Here is a 16,872-nt window from a genome sequence, read left to right as displayed (position 1 = left end):
TTGGAGCTGAATCAATGATGGATACCTGTTTGCCCGCGGAGATGGTGGATCTCGCGCGCCGCGTGATCGATGCGAACCGTGCGGCCGGTCTGCGCATTGCCCTGGCAGAAAGCTGCACCGGCGGGCTGGTCAGCGCCGCGCTGACCGAGATTCCAGGTTCGTCTGACGTGTTCGAGGCCGGCCTCGTCACCTACTCCAACGAGGCCAAGCTGGATCTGCTGGGGGTGAGCCTGGACGTGCTTGAGACCTTCGGCGCCGTCTCAATCGCCGTCGCCTGGGCGATGGCCCAGGGCGCGCTCAACAAGACGGGCGCCGATGTCGCCGTTGCCATCACCGGCATTGCCGGCCCCCATGGCGGCAGCGAGAAGAAGCCGGTCGGCACGGTGGTCTTCGCCCGTGCGCGCAAGGACGGCGATCCTAACGAGATCGTCGCCGATCTCAAGAATTTCGGCGATCAGGGCCGAGGCGGCGTGCGGCTTCAGGCGGCTCTGTGCGCGCTTGAACTGCTCATGCCGGACCCGCCGGTCGCCTCGCCCGCTCCGTAAAGGGCGGCGGCGCGATCGACGAAGGCGCCAGTCATCTTGCGAAGCGCCTTGTCGAAATATTGGCCCGCGAGCGCTTCGAAGATGCGCGACTTGAATTCGAAATCGACGCTGAAGTCGACATAGACGCCGCCTTCGCCGTCCGGCCGGAAGCTCCACTCGTTATGCAGATGCTTGAGCGGCCCGTCGACATAATCGACGTGGATGCGGTCCGGGCGATGCTTGTGCACGCGCGAGGTGAAATTTTCGCGCAGTGCCTTGAAGCCAACGACCAGATCGGCCGTCATCTCCTCGTCGCTGTCCGATCGCACGCGCACTGCGATCACCCAGGGCAGGAATTCCGAATAGTGCCGTACATCCGCGACCAGATCGAACATCTGCTCGGGTGTATAAGGCAGGTGCCGGGTTTCCGAATGGCGAGGCATGGTCCTTTCTCGTCGGTCAGGAAGCCGCCCTGGCCAGCTTCGCCTCGCGCGCCTCGCGCAGCTTCGCGAAATCATCGCCAGCGTGATAGCTGGACCGCGTCAGCGGGCTCGCTGCGACGAGCAGGAAACCCTTTGCCCGCGCGATCGCGGCATAGGCCTCGAACGCCTTGGGCGTGACGAAATCCGCCACCTTGGCATGGCGCGGCGTCGGCTGGAGATATTGGCCGATCGTCAGGAAATCGATGTCCGCCGAGCGCATGTCGTCCATCACCTGATGGATTTCCATCCGCTCCTCGCCGAGACCGACCATCACCCCGGACTTGGTGAAGATGGACGGATCGATCCGCTTGACCGTCTCCAGCAGGCGGAGCGAGGCATAGTAGCGCGCGCCGGGGCGGATGGTCGGATAGAGACGCGGCACGGTTTCCAGATTGTGATTGTAGACGTCCGGCCGCGCGCCCACGATCGATTCGACCGCGGCATCGGCCTTGTTGCGGAAGTCGGGCGTCAAGATCTCGATGGTGGTGTTCGGTGTGGTCCGGCGAAGCGCCTCGATCACCTTCACGAACTGGCTCGCACCACCATCCGGCAGATCGTCACGGTCCACCGAGGTAACGACGATATGCTCCAGCCCCAGTTCCGCTGCCGCATCGGCAACATGCTGGGGCTCCAGCGCGTCAACCGCCCGCGGCATGCCGGTCTTCACATTGCAGAAGGCGCAGGCCCGGGTGCAAGTGTCGCCGAGAATCATTACCGTCGCATGCTTCTTAGTCCAGCATTCCCCGATATTGGGGCACGCCGCCTCCTCGCACACGGTGGCGAGGTTGAGACGCCGCATCAGCGCCTTGGTGTTCGCAAATCCCGTGCTGGTCGGGGCTTTCACGCGAATCCAGTCGGGCTTGCGCTGGAAGGGCGGACGCGGGCTGGGCAGCGGTTCGTTCATGAAAGCGCAGATAGCGATTGCGAAGCGCGCTTGCCAGCCCTCCCTATCTGTCGCTACGGCAAGGCCATGACCGACTTTGATGGACTTATCGATGGCTACCGGCGCTTCCGCCGGGATGGGTGGGCCAACAGCCGTGCGCGCTGGGCGGAGCTTGCCGAGGGGCAGACGCCCAGGGTGATGGTGATCGCCTGTTCCGACAGTCGGGTAGATCCCACTCAGATCTTCGACACGTCGCCGGGCGAGATTTTCGTCGTGCGGAACATTGCCGGCCTCGTGCCGCCTTTCGAGACCGGGGGAGGACGGCACGGCGTCTCTGCGGCGCTCGAATTCGCGGTGACGCAGCTTCAGGTACCGGACATCGTCGTTCTCGGCCACGGCGCCTGCGGCGGCGTTTCGGCCGCGCTGAGCCGTCGCTTCGTGGGCGCCAAACCCGGCGAGGGCGGCTTCATCGCCCATTGGGTCGATCTGCTCGACGAAGCCCGCGATGGCGTCATTGCGGAACACGGCACCGGCGATCATGCCGCCCATGCGCTGGAACTCGCCTGCGTGCAGGTCAGCCTCAACAATATCCGCACTTTCCCCGGCATCATCGAGCGCGAAGCGGCAGGAACGCTGCGCCTGCACGGCGCCCATTTCGCGATCGCAGACGGCATCCTGCACGTACTGGACGAAAGAACCGGCGACTTCTCGCCCGCCTGAAACGGAACGCCAGCGTAGCTTCCTCGTTTGTACGTCCGCGGCGAGCGGGCGCAAAGAGGAGAATCTGTGATGCGTTCCATCGCGAAATGGGCCTTGGCATCGGCCCTTGCGGCAACGCCGCTCGCGCTTCATGCGCAAGATGCCCGGCATGCAGCGGTCGACGCCGTCGAAGCACCGATCACTGCAGATCTCAATGGGCGCGTGTCATCCAATCTGGGCACGATCCAGGATCAGAATGCACAGGCGGAAGCAGATTATGCCGCGCGCATGCAGGCCTATGAGAATGCGGACGCTGCGCACTCCCAGGCGCAGACGCGATACGCCTATCAGCGGCAGGCTTATGACCGCGCAATGCGAGACTGGCGTGCCCAGGTAGCCGCCTGTCAGGACGGCTACAGGAGCGCGTGCGACGCACCACCGCCCGATCCGGCGGATTATTGACCGGCAAAACACAGCCTGGTCGATTAGGATCATTTACCGATCCATCGGGTAGCATAGAAAGACACGTCCGCGAATCGACCATCTTGATTGTGCAGCTGCAATGGTGCAGTGCACACAAGGTCCATTTCAAAAGGAAACGTTTAAATGCGGATTGTGTCGGTTGTGGTTGCTGCTGCTCTTGCGCTCTCGGCTTCGGGCATGGCTTTCGCTCAGGGCGATGCGGACGGGTTCAAGTCCGGCGCGATGGTCGTCACCGCGGACGGCAAGCGCATCGGTCGCATTGAGCGCGTCGTTCAAGGCAACGATGGCAAGCCGGTTGCCGTCAAGCTGATCTACAACTCGGAATTCATCAGCATTCCGACCTCCACGATGAGCCCGAGCGATCGTGGCTATTCGACCACGCTCACGCGCGACGACCTGCGCAAGATGCAGTAAGCTTCGGCGACAGCAGCAAAGGGCGCGCTGCGGGCAAACCCGTGCAGCGCGCCCCTTTTTTTGTCCTTCTTCTCTGCCAACCTCCCCCATCATTCATCGAGATCGCGGCGTAAGTCGTGCTGATCTTTTCAAAAGATGACATGATGTTCATCTGTGTTCGAGCGCTCTACTTGCGCGGCCCGCCGGGCGACATTCTCTTGCCGTCGTGATGATGGTAGAAGCGAACATCCGGGATCGCCCGGATCGCCATGTCGATAGACGTCTTCGCGCGACAGCAGAGGAGTTCGCCAAAATGCGCCTTCTTGTAACCGCTTCGCTTCTTGCCGTGTCCCTGGTGTCCACCACCGCCTTCGCCGGTCCACGGGGCGGCGGGAAGGATGTCGATGCCCGGGGCTACAAGGTCGTCTCGTCTCCGGCCACGGCACCGGCCGGCGCCAACCAGCCCTTTACTCCCTCCCCTGGCGCTCAGATCGTCGTCGATCCCGCCAAGCAGGCGGCGGTTTTCACGCCTCAGCCTGCCGACGGGACCGCGCCGCCCTGCACCAAGACCGTCACCGATCGCTGCGTGCAGGACTATCGGGGCGGCGGCGGCAAATGATCCGCCCGGCCCTCCGCTGAATTGCCGGGCGGCAGTCAGTCGAGCCTTCATCAGCTGCGCGGCACCATCACCGCCCGCATATCGCCTGCCAGCGCGGCCCCGCCGTGGGCACCGCTCGGGCTGGCCATTCGGGCTGCCGGGCCTCTCGGCGGCTGACCGGACATGCCAAGTGGGGAACGGCCTTCAGAAAGCCGGAGCGGCCGATTTCGGTATTTTACGAGATTAGCGCATGCCTTCCATGCGCTAGCCGTCGCGGGTTTTTCATTGTCACCGCTTTGGGGATCGTTGCGGAAGGGATGGTTTTTTCCGACCCTTCCGCCAGCGTGTCAGCGTGTCAGCTTCTTATAGGCAAGCCGCGTCGGACGATCGGCCGCGTCACCCATCCGGCGCCGCTTATCCTCTTCATAAGATTCGAAATTGCCTTCGAACCATTCGACGTGGCTGTCGCCCTCAAAGGCGAGGATATGGGTCGCCAGGCGATCGAGGAAGAAACGATCGTGGCTGATCACCACGGCGCAGCCCGCGAAATTCTCCAGCGCCTCCTCGAGCGCGCGCAGCGTCTCGACGTCAAGGTCGTTGGTCGGCTCGTCGAGTAGCAGCACGTTGCCACCCTGCTTCAGCATCTTCGCCATGTGCACGCGATTGCGCTCACCGCCGGAGAGCTGGCCGACCTTCTTCTGCTGATCCTGCCCCTTGAAATTGAACGCGCCGACATAGGCGCGCGTCGACATCTCGAACTTGCCCACGGTCATCAGGTCGTGCCCGCCGGACACTTCCTCCCAGACATTCTTGTCCGCATCGAGCGCGTCGCGGCTCTGATCGACGAAACCGAGATGCACGGTCGGGCCGACGTCGATCTCGCCCGAATCGGGCTTCTCCTGTCCTGTGATCAGCCGGAACAGAGTGGACTTACCGGCGCCGTTGGGGCCGATCACGCCGACGATGCCACCCGGCGGCAGCGTGAAGCTCAGATCCTCGAACAGCAACTTGTCGCCATAGGCCTTGGTGAGGTTCTTCGCCTCGATGACCTTGCCGCCCAGGCGCTCGGGCGTCTGGATGACGATCTGAGCCTTGCCCGGAGCGCGGTTGTTCTGCTTTTCGACCAACTCGTCGAAGGCACGGATACGGGCCTTGGACTTGGTCTGGCGCGCCTTGGGGGATTGCCGGATCCACTCCAACTCTTCCTTGATCGCCTTCTGGCGCCCGGCCTCCTCGCGCTCTTCCTGCTCCATGCGCTTGGCCTTGGCTTCCAGCCACTTGGAGTAGTTGCCCTCGAACGGGATGCCGCGACCGCGATCGATCTCCAGCACCCAGCCGACGACATTGTCGAGGAAGTAACGATCGTGGGTGACGAGGATGACATTGCCCGGATAGTCGATCAGATGCTTTTCCAGCCACTGCACGCTCTCGGCGTCGAGATGGTTGGTCGGCTCGTCGAGCAACAGGATCTCGGGCTTTTCGAGCAGCAGGCGGCAGAGCGCGACGCGGCGTCGCTCACCGCCCGAAAGGTCGGTCACCGGCCAGTCGCCCGGGGGGCAGCGCAGCGCTTCCATGGCGATCTCGAGCTGGTTGTCGAGCGTCCAGCCGTCGACCGCGTCGATCTTTTCCTGCAGTTCGCCCATCTCCGCCAGCAGCGCATCGAAGTCGGCATCCTCAGGCGGATCGGCCATCAGGTTCGAGATTTCGTTGAAGCGATCGACGAGGTCCGCGACGGGGCGCACCCCGTCCATCACATTCTCCTTCACCGTCTTCTTCGGATCGAGCTGCGGCTCCTGCGGCAGATAGCCGACGCGGATGCCCTCGGCCGCCCAGGCCTCCCCCTGGAAATCGGTGTCGTAGCCCGCCATGATCTTCATCAGGGTGGACTTGCCGGCGCCGTTGACGCCGATGATCGCGATCTTGGTGCCGGGCAGAAACTGCAGGTGGATATTGTTGAGCACCGGCTTGGGCGCGCCGGGGAAGGTCTTGGTCAAACCCTTCATGACGAAGCTGTACTGCACGGCCATCGGGCGTGATCTCCGGGAAAACGATGCTGGAAAGTCGCCGCCGCCCCTAGCCGATGGTATCGGGGTTGGCAAACGGCAGCGAGGGGATAGAGGGTGTAGATCGGTATGGAGCGCCCGGGAGACAAGGCCTGATGAAGAAAGTGATTTTGCTCGCCGCCGCCGTCCCCATGCTCGTCCGTGGCGAGATCCCCGAAAAAGCCGCCGCACTGAGGGACTCGGCCCTGCAGGACGAGGTTGCCTGGTCGATCACCGAAGGCCTCACGACCGAGGTCGGCCAGCGCCTCGCCGCCACCGAGGCGGAGGCCCGCGCACGCGACTGGGCGGTCGCACGACTGAAGGCGCTTGGCTTCTCCAACGTGCGTATCGAGCCCTTCACCATGGACGGCTGGGTACGCGGCGAGGAGAAGGCCGAGATCATTTCACCCTTCCCGCAGCGGCTCATCGTCGCGGCGCTGGGCGGCAGCGCATCCACGGGTTCGGGCGGCATCACCGCCCAGATCGTCGGCTTTCCCTCGCTAGATGCCCTCAAGGCGGCGTCACCCGATGAGGTGAAAGGCAAGATCGTATTCGTCTGGCATCGCATGCAACCCACCCAGGACGGATCGGGCTACGGCATGTTCGGTCCGATCCGCTGGTATGGCGCTTCGGTCGCGTCGAAGAAGGGAGCGGCGGCGATCATCATCCGCTCGATCGGCACCGACCACCACCGCATCGCCCATGTCGGATCGACCAATTTCGAAGCCGGCGTGAAGCCGATCCCCGCGGGCGCGCTGAGCGTGCCGGATGCCGACAACCTCGAACGCATGCTCGCGCGCGGCAAGCCTGTCTCGATGCGCCTGACATTGACGCCGCAATTCACCGGCCCGCGCCAGTCCGGCAACGTTGTCGCGGAGGTGCCGGGCCGCGATCCCACACTGCCGATGATCCTGATCGGTGGCCATCTCGACAGCTGGGACCTGGGCACCGGAGCGATCGATGACGCCGCCGGCATCGCCATCACCACCGCAGCGGCGAAACGCATCATGGACGCCGGCCGGCCGTTGCGAACCATCCGCGTCGTCTGGTTCGGCGCCGAGGAGGAAGGTGGGCTGGGTGCCGAAGCCTATTTCAAGGCCCATGGCAGCGAAGCCCATGCGCTCGTCGGCGAATCGGATTTCGGCGCCGATCGGATCTGGCAGTTCAAGATGAACACCGGCGCCGGCGGCAATGTGGTGAAGGCCAGGATCGGTGCCCTGCTCGCGCCGTTAGGCATCGTCACCGGCAGCGGCGAGGCACATGCCGGAACCGACGTCGAACCGGTCGCCAATGCCGGTGCCGGCGTGCTCGGCCTTAATCAGGACGGCACGCATTATTTCGAGCTCCACCACACGCCGGACGACACGCTGGACAAGATCGATCCCGAAGCGCTGCGCCAGAATGTTGCGGCCTGGACCGCCGCACTGGCGGTAGCCGCCGACAGCCCAGACGATTTGCGAGCCAAGTAGCCCGGCACGTCAGATCATCGCGTCGATCATCTCGCGAATGCTGACGAAGGCGAAAGCAACTGAGCTGTCGGCGACGCCATAGGGAATGAAAAGCATCTCGCCATGTTTCAGGGCGCCGCACGTGTAGACGACGTTCGGCACATAACCCTCGCGATCCTCGTCCGCGGCCGACAGCAGAGGCTGAGTCATCCGACCGATGACGCGGGAGGGATCGTCCCGGTCGAGCAGCACCGCGCCGATCGAATATTTGCGCATCGCGCCGACGCCGTGGGTCAGAAGCAACCAGCCGGCATCCACCTCTATGGGAGATCCGCAATTTCCGATCTGCACCTGCTCCCATGGGAATTTGGGAGCGAGGAGCAGTTCGCCTTCCCCCCAATGATCGATCCTATTCGATCGGATCAGGAACAGGTTCTCGCCATCCTGTCGCCCGATCATCATATATTCGCCACCGATCTTGCGCGGGAACAGCGCCATACCCTTGTTGCGCGCGGCAGGGCCGGCCATCGGCGCCAGGGTGAAGGTGCGGAAATCGGATGTGCGCAGCAGTTCGGAACGGATTGCCGAGCCATTATAAGCCGTGTAGGTTCCGATCCATTCCACGCTGCCGTCGTCGTGGGTGAACTCGACGAGGCGAAGATCCTCCAGCCCGTTACGCTGCGCCTCGGTCATCGGGAAAAGCACCGTCCCCGAAAGCGAGCTGTCCTTGTTCCGGTGAACCTGAATCGCGCCGCCCGGCAGATCGATAGCCGTGTCGGCAGCCGTAGCGAAAGGCGGCTCGGGCATCAACTCGAACACCGGACCCGGTCCGACGATGCCTTCGCGGAACGATACCGACGAGATATGCCCCTCCCCCACCGCCCGGAGCGACATCGCGATGCGGACGGCACCGTTGGTAAGGCCGGTCTGATCCGGATGCGGGATGATGCTGGGGTTCATCAACGCCGCCGCCGCATAGCTATATTCATGACAGAAGAAGGCGCCGATAAGCTGCTGTTTCTCTTCGGGAATCGAATTACCGTCGAGCTTCAGCGCATTTTCGATCGCCGCGTAGCGTGATTTGAAGACATTGCGGGTCTGCCAGTGGCGGGCCTCGAAATCACGCAACACTAGCTCCAGCTCAGCGTGCGCCACATCCTCGTCCATAACCAGCACGGCGTTGACGATGCGGCGCACGCGCCCGGGGCCTCCGGTAGGCGCCGCATCGATCGGGATGTGAAACGGCCGAACCACGACGCGAGAGGCATCCGCCTGCAATCGAAGTGGGCAATGAATAACGTCAAACAAGTCCTGTCCGTCCCCCGCTCAAGCCAGCCCGATCAGGAGACCGTGCTAATGCTTCTTTCCAATCCGGGCGACTCCGTCGCTTTCGCCAGCTTTCGCATCGCACGGCAGGCAAACTGGAAGGACAGAATCGATTCCGCCCCTTGATTAAGATTAGCTCGGTCGCTCATCAATCCGTCAAAGCATCCGCCGTCCGCCGGCGTCGCGATAGGCACCCCGATGTCGTTCTCGCCCAGGAACCAGCGCCACGCGCGCCACGCCGACGCACGCCACCGCTCCTCGCCGGTCAACGCATGCGCAAGAATTGCGGCATCGATCGATGCCCAAGCCTCCAGCGGCTGTTGATCGAACGGCATGGGCGGTTCGAACCAACGGCCGAAGCTGTCGGTGCCCACCGCGCGGAACTGGCCATCGTGATTGGTCTGAATACCATCAAGCCAATCAAGCGCGGCCAGGCCAGCCGCTTCCAGCTCCGCATCGCCCAGCCGTCTGCCGGCGCGCATCAGGGCTTCCGGCACCCGGGCATTGTCATAGCCCAGCGTGGGTTCGAACCAGGTCCAGCCGCTGCGTTTCGTCCTGGCCAGCGCGTTGCGGAGCCGAGGCGCGAAATCGGTGACGATCGCGCGGGCGAGCGCATGGCCCGGATAAGCGGCGAGCAAGGCATCCGCGCCCAGAATTGCGAACGCCTGGCTACGCAAATAGCGCAGCTCGCGAACATGCGGCGCGACCTGATCGAATAGATGCACCGCCCAGCGCCGAAGATCATGGCTGCGCGCCTCGGCGGCCGTGACCGCGATCGACCAGAGCGAGCGGCCGAAGCTGTCTTCCGAGCCCTCCTCTTCCAGCCAGTTACGCTCGAAGCTCATGAAGTTACGGAAGCGTCCCTTGCCGCCGTTCCAGGCATGTTGAACGAAGGAGGCGTAGACGATCGCAAGCTGATCAGCTCTGGCCTCGCTTTCGCCCGAGACGCGATGCATCAGCATCAGCGCCCGGCAATTGTCATCAACGCAATAGCCGTGATCGCGATTGGGTACGCCGAAGATGCCATGCTGGAGCATTCCGCAACCGTCTGTAAGACGCTCCACCGCGTCGAGCCGCGCCGGCACTATATCGTCACGCGCCGCCTGACCGATAGCTAACCGGACCGGCCGGTTCTTCACGGCATCACGAAATATAGCTCCATAACCTTCGGCGAGCTTCGCCCAGGTCATGCTGCGGCCGACTTCCCAGGCCTGCTCGCGCATCGCCTGCAAACGGACAGGATCGCCCAGCATCGCGTTGATCGCCACGGCGAATGCATCGCTATCGTGAAAGGCAACGAGCATGCCGCCACTTGACGGCAGCAGTTCTGCGGCGTGCCAGTAGGGGGTCGACACGACGGGCTTTCCTATCCCCACGGCATAGGAAAGCGTGCCTGAAGTGATCTGCGCTTCATGCAGATAGGGCGTTACGTAGATGTCAGCTGCTGCGAGATAATCGAGCAGCAGTTCCTGCTCTACGAAGCCATCAATGAAACGGACGTGCTGGGCAACACCGAGCTCTGCCGCCAAGGCGATCAGACTTTCGCGATAGGCTTCGCCCTCGCGTGCCACCAGATGGGGGTGCGTCGCTCCGAGCACGACATAGAGCACATCGGGATGCGCCGCAGCGATACGCGCCAGCGCGCGAATCATCGTCTCTATGCCCTTGTTGGGCGACAGAAGGCCGAAGGTGAGAAGCACCCGCCGTCCCACGAAATCGAAGTGTGGCTTCACGGTTTCGGGATCGATCAGCGGACGATCGGGAACACCATGGGGAATCACGGCGATGCGGCGCGGATCAACGCCATGCGTACGCACCAATATCTCCCGTCCCTTTTCTGCCATCACGATGACGCGCGTCGCGCGGCGGACGAGAGCATCGAACACGATACGCTGCTCCGGCGTCGGATTTTCCAACACGGTATGGAGCGTGACAACGACCGGCGCCTCCACACGATCGAGAAGTTTCAGCAGGAACGCGCCTGCCGCACCACCGAAAATGCCATATTCATGTTGGACGAGGACGATGTCCGCCTTGCTCTCATTGATACGTTGCGCCGCCTCCTGATAATCGGAGAGACGATCCTGATCGATGGCGAAGGTGACATGCGGAGGGTAATCGCGCGTCGTACCTGCCTCGTTCATGGCGTATACGTCCACCGCAGTTTCCGGAAACGCATCGCGTAGCGCTGAGTAAACGTCAGCTGTGAAGGTCGCGATTCCACAGAGGCGGGGAGGATTGTTTCCCACCAGGGCGATCCTGCGTACAGCAGTCATGACTGGGCCATTTTGGGCAGCACCTTTCTCTAGCGACGCCAAGCCAACCCCCTTGGATTAAATGCTTTTAACCGCCTTTCCGGCAGCATGACCGATCAACGCGCAACGATCCTGAAAGTTGCGGCATTTCTTGTGCATCGCAACGAAAACGCGACAGCTCCGCGATGAGCCGACGCAAATTCCCCGTTGACGATGCACGCCCCGTCGCTAATGAACGCCCTTGGGGACGGCATTCGGGCCGGAACCGAAAAAGAATGCTATGGGAGCTGCTCGAATGAAGAAGCTTAGCTTTGTTCTCGCTGCCGCCGGCCTGATGACCCTGGCCGCGTGCAAGCCCGCTGAAACGCCGACCACGAACACTGCGGACAACACCGCGGACGTGCTCGACAACACCACCGACGTGTCGAACACCTCGGGCAATGCCATGGACGGCAACGCCATGTGATCGACGTTGGCCCTTTCGGGTCAACACGAGTTTCGAAACGGGCGTTCCCGGGGGGAGCGCCCGTTTTACTTTATGGTGATTGCCTTTCTGCTGATCCTCTTCATACAGACAAGTAGACGGCCTTTCTGTCGATACTGTCTCGCGTCGTTGAGAACGTTCTAGCAGAAGGGTGGACGCGCTCTGGATAGCGGCGAAACCTGTCCCGTCAGAGACGGGCAAGCTTCTTTCAAGCACTCTGACGCGAAACGATGCGTCTGCCGCGACAAAATTCCTCCCCGGGGCAATGCAACTGGAAGGGCGGAGCTAGAATACGCTTTCGAGCCTGTTCATCAGCATGCGCGCTGGACTATACGGCATCTGCTGGCGATCGATCTCGCCATCGAGACGGTGGATACGCGCGTAGAGATCGCAGCTGGCTTCGATGAGGGCACGCGCGGTTTCCGGAAGCTGGGCGAGCACGACGGGATCGCTATCCGCAGCGATACCAAGCCGCCGCGCGGGCTGACGCGCTTGCTCGCTGGTGATTTCTCCGGCCTCGAGGGCGCGGCGGGTGAGCAACCAGGCGATGACATGCATCAGGCGCGTCGTGACCTTGAGGGATTCGCAGGAGAAGGATACGCGCTGCATCGGCGGGAGCGCTTCGCGCTCCGCTCGGCCATAATGATCGAAATAGGCGCGCACCTCGTCCGCGAGCAGCATCGCTTCGGTGTAGAATGAATCGACGAGCCGAGACGTCAGCCGCCCCTGCGCGGTGGCCATATGCATGACCAATTCCCCTTTTGAACTCCGGCCTGCATGACATAGAGCCCCGGCGGCGGAAATGCGAAAAGAAGGTGAACGCGCCGGCCGGCATCGCTTCGGCGTGGGACGTCCCAGCGGGGGACACTTGAAGCCTTTCCGATCGCCCCTATCTCCACCCCTGCCGTCGTGTCTCAAAGGAGCGGCGGCGCTTCGCCCGGCGGATTTCCGCGGGCAGCTCAGACGCCTATTGGAAGGGAATGAGACTTATGCGTACTCTGGATTTTGCGCCTCTGCTGCGCTCCTCGATCGGTTTCGAGAATCTCAACCGTCTCGTTGATTTTGCCACGCGCGGCGAAGGCGACTCCTATCCCCCCTATAATATCGAGAAGCTCGGAGACGGCACCTACCGCATCTCGATGGCGGTAGCCGGCTTCGACCGCGACGAGCTCGATCTGACCGTGCAGGACAACGTCCTCGTCATCGTCGGCCGCGCCGATCAGCCCGCAGAGGGCGAGAAGCGCGAATTTCTCCATCGTGGCATTGCCAAGCGTGCCTTCGAGCGCCGTTTCCAACTCGCCGATACCATCAAGGTGACGGGCGCAAGCTATGACAACGGCCTGCTCAACGTCGATCTCGTTCGCGAGATTCCCGAGCATAAGAAGCCGCGCCGTATCGAGATCGGCCAGACCGCCTCGGGCGAACCCACCACGATCGAGCATCAGCGCGAAGCCGCCTGATCTACGACATTTGGTAGAAAAACGGAGGGGCCGGTTCGCCGGCCCCTTTTTTCATCAGGCGATGATGTCGGGGATCAGCTGGTCCTCCAGCTCGGCGATTTCATCGCGAAGACGCAGCTTGCGCTTCTTGAGACGCGCCACCTGAAGCTGGTCGGACATCGGCGCCAGCCTCAGCGCCTCGATGGCCGCATCGAGATCGCGATGCTCAAGCCGCAAAATGCCGAGACGCCGCTCAATCTCTTCCGCATCCATCGTGCGCCACCTCCGCCCGACACAGGCAGCCTAGAGTTGTATCCTGTTCCGCTGCGGCGACATGAACATGCCGGCTTCGCCGCGCCGAACCTGTCTTTAGCCTAGTGTCGAAGGCGCTGCCGCTCAAGGGTAACGAGCCACCTCTGCTAACTCACGATTCACCCAATTCGCGCGAGACAGGCAGCACGAATCATGCTCTACTCTCAGGTCCCGTCAATGCAGAGGAGGGATCGAATGCAGAAAGCACATGTTTCCGCGTTGATCGCCAAGCACGCAGGGCTGGATGCCCGAATCGAATGTGAGTTGGGCAGGCCCGCGCCAGATACCATTTTGGTTGCACAGCTCAAGAAGCAAAAGCTCAAGATCAAGGAAGAAATGCAGCTTCCTCACGCGACCTGATCGCGTCTCAGCCGGTCTCGGGGGCCATCAGGGCCCTCCGGGACCATCGGCGCACTGGATTGCGGCGCCGCCCTTTGCCTCCTACCCCTTATCCAGTTTCAATCCCGATCGCCGCTGACTCGATACGGGCTTCAACAGGCCGGTGTTGCTTTCTTTGGTTCCCACCTGCCTGCGGGCGAGCAGCGGATCTATGGCGAGATCGAAGGCAATGCCGATGCGCTGCGGTGCCGTCCACGCGATGCGGCCGCGAATCCGCCCGATACCGCGCAGCTCGATCTCCACGGCTTCCCCCGCTTCGAAGACCTCTGCCGTCTCGCCCATCAAGCCGCCTGCAGAAAGATTGCGCACCCTCAGCGTGATCGCATCGCCTCCCGCGCGCACGAGATTGGCAGCTAGGAACATGCTGTCCCTTGCTTCACCTCGCGTGTGACGCGTCATCGCACTGCGCGTCATGTTGAATTTCGCCAACTCGTCCACTTTGCCGTCCCATGCGATAGGCCGCCCGCTCGACCGCGGCTCGCTCCAGCACAGCACGGAATCATGGTAGATTTCGTTAATGATCGGTGCCGATCCGGCCGTCGCGATCCGACATTGGCCTATTCGTCGCGGGAGACTTTCTCGTTCCGCTCATGGCGCTCCTGCGCTTCGACCGTCATCGTAGCGATCGGTCGCGCTTCCAAACGGCCAAGCGAGATGGGCTCGCCCGTCACCTCGCAATAGCCATATTCGCCGTCCTCGATACGGCGAAGCGCGGCATCGATCTTGGAGATCAGCTTCCGCTGCCGGTCCCGGGTCCTCAGTTCGATAGACCAGTCGGTCTCGCTGGATGCCCGGTCGGTGATGTCGGGTTCGCGTAGGGAATCCGTCTGAAGCTGTGCCAGCGTCCCCTTGCTCTCGGCGAGGATGGAGTCCTTCCATGCCTGCAGCTTTTTGCGAAAATATTCGAGCTGGCGCTCGTTCATGAATGGTTCGTCCGGACTCGGCCGGTAGTCGATGTCAGCCAGAGTACCGTTCCTATCGTCGCCTGTACCCGATGCCGCCCCAAACGCAGTCGCCATCACGTCCCGCTCCCTTCGGAGGGCGCCGGCTTACCAGAACCGGCCAAATACGTCCGCCCTCCGCCAGCCGCGGCTAATAGCGGCGCGCCCGCTCCCGCACAAGCGGCGGAACCTCAACGATTTCGCGCGGTCGGCGCGAAAGTGGAAGCGCTCGTCGCCCGCGTTACCCGCTGAAGCCCCGCCAGGATCGATTTGACCGCCGGCCGATTCGGAACTCCTCTCCGTTAACCTCACCATCCGAGCCCACGCGGGCTCGACGGTTCTGAAGCCGCGGTCTGCAATCTGCCCCAATATCGTACGTTAACCATTATCGGTAACCATCATTGCGAAGAAACCATGCGACTCACGACGACAAAGAGAGTTAACGAACTTGCAATTAAATTCCTGTTCTGCATTTGCTTTCATATCAGGTCGGCAGTGGAGGCGGCCGGAAATTCCGGCCCACTCCCGCGGCGTTAGAAAAGAGTATGCGCGATGTCGGTACGGATGGCCTTGGCTAAATTATGTGCCTGCGCTTGTGGCGGAGCGATCATCGGTGGCGGCGCCGTGCATATCGCCGAGGCGCCGCGCACCGACATCAAGCGGCAATATATCAAGCATGCCAAGGCGCCCGTCCGCGTCGCCCAGCGTAAGGTGATCCGTCGCGTCAAGACGATAACCACGACACAGACTGCATGTGCGCCCGCAGCGATTACCGTAGCGAGCGCAGCCCCCGCGCCGGTGCCGATCGCGGCAGCGATGCCGGCGGGCGGCGGCGGCGGTGGCGGGGCTCCGGTCGTGGTCGGCGGAGGCGGCGGCGGCTTCGGAGGCGGCGGTTTCTGGGGCGGCGGCGGCTTCTGGGGCGGCGGCGGCGGATCCAGCGGCGGCTGGTTCATCTCCTCCACCTCCTCGAGCTCCGGCGGATCGACGAGCACAAGTGGTGGATCGACCTCCACATCATCGGGCGCTTCCAGCACCTCCACGTCCACCGGCGGATCGAGCACCTCGACCTCAACCGGCGGATCCAGCACGTCGACATCTTCGTCCACGTCCTCCTCGACGAGCAGTTCCACTTCTTCGTCGACATCTTCCTCCACCAGCACGAGCAGCGGCGCCACCGGCGGATCGAGCAGCTTTGGAAGCAGCCACGGCGGCAGTTCGCACGGCGGCAGCTCCCATGGCGGGAGCAGCCACGGCTCCAGCGGAGGCCCCAAGCCGGTTCCGGCGCCGCCGATGCTCATTCTGTTCGGCGCTGCCGCCGGCGCACTTGTCGCCCGCAAGAAGCTGGGCAGCGCGAAGGTCTGATCCGCGCCTCCGGCTTCCAAGGCGCACGGCGGGCGTGAGTTCGCAAAAGGAAGGGCTCCGATCGGGGGGATCGGAGCCCTTCTTCTTTTCATCCGGGCGCTGGCCCGGCTATCGTCAGTTGGACTGCGGCGCCTGTCCGCCGCCCGCGGCCGAAGCAGCCTGATCGAGCTGCGCAGCCGTCATCGCGATCACCGGACCATCCGTGCCGGCGCCGAAAGCCGTGATCGGCAGACGCACCTCCTTGTTGGCCGTGGCGATCAGCGCATATTGCGCATCCACCTCCTTAATGGTGCCGACGGTGCCGCCGGACGTATCCTTGACGGTCGCGCCGACTGTAACCAGCTTGGTGGGATCCTTCTGCATCGAGGCGCTCGCGCCCGACGCAGCGGCATCGATCTGATCCTTGGTCATTCCGATGATGAGGCCCTTGTCGCCTTTCGCGAATGAGGTCAGCGGCAGGCGGACCTTGCTCTTGTCTGTCGCGAGGACTGCGAACTGGCCTTCGACCGTGTCGATCTTGCCTACCGTTCCGCCTGTCTGATCAAAGACCGGGGCACCCGCAGTGACGGCGACCGACGTAGATCCTGCCGCGGCGGAAGAGGCCGTGGCGGTCGATTCCGGTGCGGTCTGGGCAAGCGCCGGAGCGCCGGTGAGAACCAGAGCTGCGGTCGCAAACAGTGCAAGTTTGGTCTTCACATCATACTCCCATCTGACGCTACACGCCGAGCGTAACGCGCAAATCCCGTTTCGGATGCCCACCGAAGGCAAGGTGGGTGGTTAAGACGACGAACCGTGCCGACAC

General features: G+C 62.9%; 20 protein-coding genes. 9 read left to right on the top strand and 11 right to left on the bottom strand.

Annotated elements, in window-relative coordinates; translation table 11 throughout:
- Positions 1 to 14: 14 nt before the first annotated feature.
- Complete coding sequence (locus tag GQY20_RS10665) at positions 15 to 545, top strand: CinA family protein (protein WP_157217058.1); 531 nt, start codon at positions 15 to 17, stop codon at positions 543 to 545.
- Here the strand turns inward: GQY20_RS10665 and GQY20_RS10660 are convergent.
- Entirely contained in the window at positions 479 to 967 is a 489-nt protein-coding gene (locus GQY20_RS10660; RefSeq protein ID WP_157217057.1) for a type II toxin-antitoxin system RatA family toxin, read from the bottom strand. The two genes, GQY20_RS10665 and GQY20_RS10660, sit on opposite strands and share 67 nt — an antisense overlap.
- Before the next feature lie 16 nt (positions 968 to 983).
- Positions 984 to 1,910, bottom strand: coding sequence for a lipoyl synthase (gene lipA / locus GQY20_RS10655; protein WP_157217056.1), 927 nt, complete (start codon positions 1,908 to 1,910; stop codon positions 984 to 986).
- 66 nt (positions 1,911 to 1,976) lie between these two features.
- Here lipA and GQY20_RS10650 point away from each other — a divergent pair, with 66 nt between their 5' ends.
- The 4 genes from GQY20_RS10650 (at position 1,977) to GQY20_RS10635 (ending at position 4,083) form a co-directional block, all read left to right on the top strand.
- Positions 1,977 to 2,609 carry a carbonic anhydrase gene (locus tag GQY20_RS10650; protein ID WP_157217055.1) on the top strand — a complete coding sequence of 211 codons (633 nt, stop codon included), beginning with the start codon at positions 1,977 to 1,979 and terminating at the stop codon, positions 2,607 to 2,609.
- Positions 2,610 to 2,678: 69 nt separating this feature from the next.
- Entirely contained in the window at positions 2,679 to 3,050 is a 372-nt protein-coding gene (locus tag GQY20_RS10645; RefSeq protein WP_157217054.1) for a hypothetical protein, read from the top strand.
- Between the two features lie 144 nt (positions 3,051 to 3,194).
- Positions 3,195 to 3,485 carry a PRC-barrel domain-containing protein gene (locus GQY20_RS10640; protein WP_157217053.1) on the top strand — a complete coding sequence of 97 codons (291 nt, stop codon included), beginning with the start codon at positions 3,195 to 3,197 and terminating at the stop codon, positions 3,483 to 3,485.
- Between the two features lie 292 nt (positions 3,486 to 3,777).
- Positions 3,778 to 4,083: a hypothetical protein gene (locus tag GQY20_RS10635; protein WP_157217052.1), complete on the top strand. Its 306-nt coding sequence runs from the start codon at positions 3,778 to 3,780 to the stop codon at positions 4,081 to 4,083.
- A gap of 326 nt (positions 4,084 to 4,409) precedes the next feature.
- Here the strand turns inward: GQY20_RS10635 and ettA are convergent, their stop codons facing one another.
- The gene (gene ettA, locus GQY20_RS10630; protein WP_157217051.1) at positions 4,410 to 6,089 is read right to left on the bottom strand and encodes an energy-dependent translational throttle protein EttA; all 1,680 of its coding nucleotides are present in this window, start codon (positions 6,087 to 6,089) and stop codon (positions 4,410 to 4,412) included.
- Positions 6,090 to 6,220: 131 nt separating this feature from the next.
- On the opposite strand from ettA, the gene GQY20_RS10625 reads away from it, so the two are divergent.
- Positions 6,221 to 7,573 (top strand): M20/M25/M40 family metallo-hydrolase, encoded by a 1,353-nt coding sequence (locus GQY20_RS10625; RefSeq protein WP_157217050.1) that lies wholly within the window; start codon positions 6,221 to 6,223, stop codon positions 7,571 to 7,573.
- A gap of 9 nt (positions 7,574 to 7,582) precedes the next feature.
- On the opposite strand, the gene GQY20_RS10620 is transcribed toward GQY20_RS10625, so the two are convergent.
- Positions 7,583 to 8,860, bottom strand: a complete 1,278-nt coding sequence (locus GQY20_RS10620; protein WP_157217049.1) for a glycoside hydrolase family 130 protein — start codon at positions 8,858 to 8,860, stop codon at positions 7,583 to 7,585.
- A 32-nt stretch (positions 8,861 to 8,892) separates the two neighbouring features.
- Positions 8,893 to 11,154 carry a glycosyltransferase family 4 protein gene (locus GQY20_RS10615; RefSeq protein WP_157217048.1) on the bottom strand — a complete coding sequence of 754 codons (2,262 nt, stop codon included), beginning with the start codon at positions 11,152 to 11,154 and terminating at the stop codon, positions 8,893 to 8,895.
- Positions 11,155 to 11,428: 274 nt separating this feature from the next.
- Here GQY20_RS10615 and GQY20_RS32080 point away from each other — a divergent pair, with 274 nt between their 5' ends.
- Entirely contained in the window at positions 11,429 to 11,599 is a 171-nt protein-coding gene (locus GQY20_RS32080) for a hypothetical protein (protein ID WP_198350903.1), read from the top strand.
- 303 nt (positions 11,600 to 11,902) lie between these two features.
- Here the strand turns inward: GQY20_RS32080 and GQY20_RS10610 are convergent, their stop codons facing one another.
- On the bottom strand, positions 11,903 to 12,364 hold the full coding sequence (locus GQY20_RS10610; RefSeq protein ID WP_157217047.1) for a DUF1465 family protein: 462 nt from the start codon (positions 12,362 to 12,364) through the stop codon (positions 11,903 to 11,905).
- Positions 12,365 to 12,606: 242 nt separating this feature from the next.
- Between GQY20_RS10610 and GQY20_RS10605 the strand changes: the two genes are divergently transcribed.
- Entirely contained in the window at positions 12,607 to 13,077 is a 471-nt protein-coding gene (locus tag GQY20_RS10605; protein WP_157217046.1) for an Hsp20 family protein, read from the top strand.
- A 54-nt stretch (positions 13,078 to 13,131) separates the two neighbouring features.
- Here the strand turns inward: GQY20_RS10605 and GQY20_RS10600 are convergent, their stop codons facing one another.
- The gene (locus GQY20_RS10600; protein ID WP_157217045.1) at positions 13,132 to 13,329 is read right to left on the bottom strand and encodes a YdcH family protein; all 198 of its coding nucleotides are present in this window, start codon (positions 13,327 to 13,329) and stop codon (positions 13,132 to 13,134) included.
- A gap of 234 nt (positions 13,330 to 13,563) precedes the next feature.
- Here GQY20_RS10600 and GQY20_RS10595 point away from each other — a divergent pair, with 234 nt between their 5' ends.
- Positions 13,564 to 13,728, top strand: a complete 165-nt coding sequence (locus GQY20_RS10595) for a DUF465 domain-containing protein (RefSeq protein WP_157217044.1) — start codon at positions 13,564 to 13,566, stop codon at positions 13,726 to 13,728.
- An 81-nt stretch (positions 13,729 to 13,809) separates the two neighbouring features.
- Here GQY20_RS10595 and GQY20_RS10590 read toward each other — a convergent pair whose 3' ends face one another.
- The 4 genes from GQY20_RS10590 to GQY20_RS10575 all read right to left on the bottom strand — a co-directional run bounded on the left by GQY20_RS10590 (position 13,810) and on the right by GQY20_RS10575 (position 16,766).
- Entirely contained in the window at positions 13,810 to 14,205 is a 396-nt protein-coding gene (locus tag GQY20_RS10590; protein ID WP_232475990.1) for a PilZ domain-containing protein, read from the bottom strand.
- A gap of 119 nt (positions 14,206 to 14,324) precedes the next feature.
- The gene (dksA, locus tag GQY20_RS10585) at positions 14,325 to 14,690 is read right to left on the bottom strand and encodes an RNA polymerase-binding protein DksA (RefSeq protein WP_408641077.1); all 366 of its coding nucleotides are present in this window, start codon (positions 14,688 to 14,690) and stop codon (positions 14,325 to 14,327) included.
- A 551-nt stretch (positions 14,691 to 15,241) separates the two neighbouring features.
- Positions 15,242 to 16,006 carry a hypothetical protein gene (locus tag GQY20_RS10580; protein WP_198350902.1) on the bottom strand — a complete coding sequence of 255 codons (765 nt, stop codon included), beginning with the start codon at positions 16,004 to 16,006 and terminating at the stop codon, positions 15,242 to 15,244.
- A gap of 178 nt (positions 16,007 to 16,184) precedes the next feature.
- Positions 16,185 to 16,766 (bottom strand): hypothetical protein, encoded by a 582-nt coding sequence (locus tag GQY20_RS10575; RefSeq protein WP_157217042.1) that lies wholly within the window; start codon positions 16,764 to 16,766, stop codon positions 16,185 to 16,187.
- Between the last annotated feature and the right edge of the window lie 106 nt (positions 16,767 to 16,872).

The organism is Flavisphingomonas formosensis (assembly GCF_009755815.1).
Taxonomy (GTDB): Bacteria; Pseudomonadota; Alphaproteobacteria; order Sphingomonadales; family Sphingomonadaceae; genus Flavisphingomonas; species Flavisphingomonas formosensis.
The sequence above is the reverse complement of the archived record's forward strand: the minus strand, read 5'-3'. Positions and strand labels throughout refer to the sequence as shown.

Excerpts from the sequence above, each read along its gene's own strand:
- GQY20_RS10635 (WP_157217052.1), top strand. The coding sequence starts at position 3,778 with ATGCGCCTTCTTGTAACCGCTTCGCTTCTTGCCGTGTCCCTGGTGTCC.
- GQY20_RS10610 (WP_157217047.1), bottom strand. The coding sequence starts at position 12,364 with ATGCATATGGCCACCGCGCAGGGGCGGCTGACGTCTCGGCTCGTCGAT.
- GQY20_RS10580 (WP_198350902.1), bottom strand. The coding sequence starts at position 16,006 with ATGAGCATCGGCGGCGCCGGAACCGGCTTGGGGCCTCCGCTGGAGCCG.
- GQY20_RS10600 (WP_157217045.1), bottom strand. The coding sequence starts at position 13,329 with ATGGATGCGGAAGAGATTGAGCGGCGTCTCGGCATTTTGCGGCTTGAG.
- GQY20_RS10595 (WP_157217044.1), top strand. The coding sequence starts at position 13,564 with ATGCAGAAAGCACATGTTTCCGCGTTGATCGCCAAGCACGCAGGGCTG.
- ettA (WP_157217051.1), bottom strand. The coding sequence starts at position 6,089 with ATGGCCGTGCAGTACAGCTTCGTCATGAAGGGTTTGACCAAGACCTTC.
- GQY20_RS10650 (WP_157217055.1), top strand. The coding sequence starts at position 1,977 with ATGACCGACTTTGATGGACTTATCGATGGCTACCGGCGCTTCCGCCGG.
- GQY20_RS10665 (WP_157217058.1), top strand. The coding sequence starts at position 15 with ATGATGGATACCTGTTTGCCCGCGGAGATGGTGGATCTCGCGCGCCGC.
- GQY20_RS10640 (WP_157217053.1), top strand. The coding sequence starts at position 3,195 with ATGCGGATTGTGTCGGTTGTGGTTGCTGCTGCTCTTGCGCTCTCGGCT.
- GQY20_RS10625 (WP_157217050.1), top strand. The coding sequence starts at position 6,221 with ATGAAGAAAGTGATTTTGCTCGCCGCCGCCGTCCCCATGCTCGTCCGT.
- GQY20_RS10615 (WP_157217048.1), bottom strand. The coding sequence starts at position 11,154 with ATGACTGCTGTACGCAGGATCGCCCTGGTGGGAAACAATCCTCCCCGC.
- GQY20_RS10660 (WP_157217057.1), bottom strand. The coding sequence starts at position 967 with ATGCCTCGCCATTCGGAAACCCGGCACCTGCCTTATACACCCGAGCAG.
- GQY20_RS10605 (WP_157217046.1), top strand. The coding sequence starts at position 12,607 with ATGCGTACTCTGGATTTTGCGCCTCTGCTGCGCTCCTCGATCGGTTTC.
- GQY20_RS10645 (WP_157217054.1), top strand. The coding sequence starts at position 2,679 with ATGCGTTCCATCGCGAAATGGGCCTTGGCATCGGCCCTTGCGGCAACG.
- lipA (WP_157217056.1), bottom strand. The coding sequence starts at position 1,910 with ATGAACGAACCGCTGCCCAGCCCGCGTCCGCCCTTCCAGCGCAAGCCC.
- dksA (WP_408641077.1), bottom strand. The coding sequence starts at position 14,690 with ATGAACGAGCGCCAGCTCGAATATTTTCGCAAAAAGCTGCAGGCATGG.
- GQY20_RS32080 (WP_198350903.1), top strand. The coding sequence starts at position 11,429 with ATGAAGAAGCTTAGCTTTGTTCTCGCTGCCGCCGGCCTGATGACCCTG.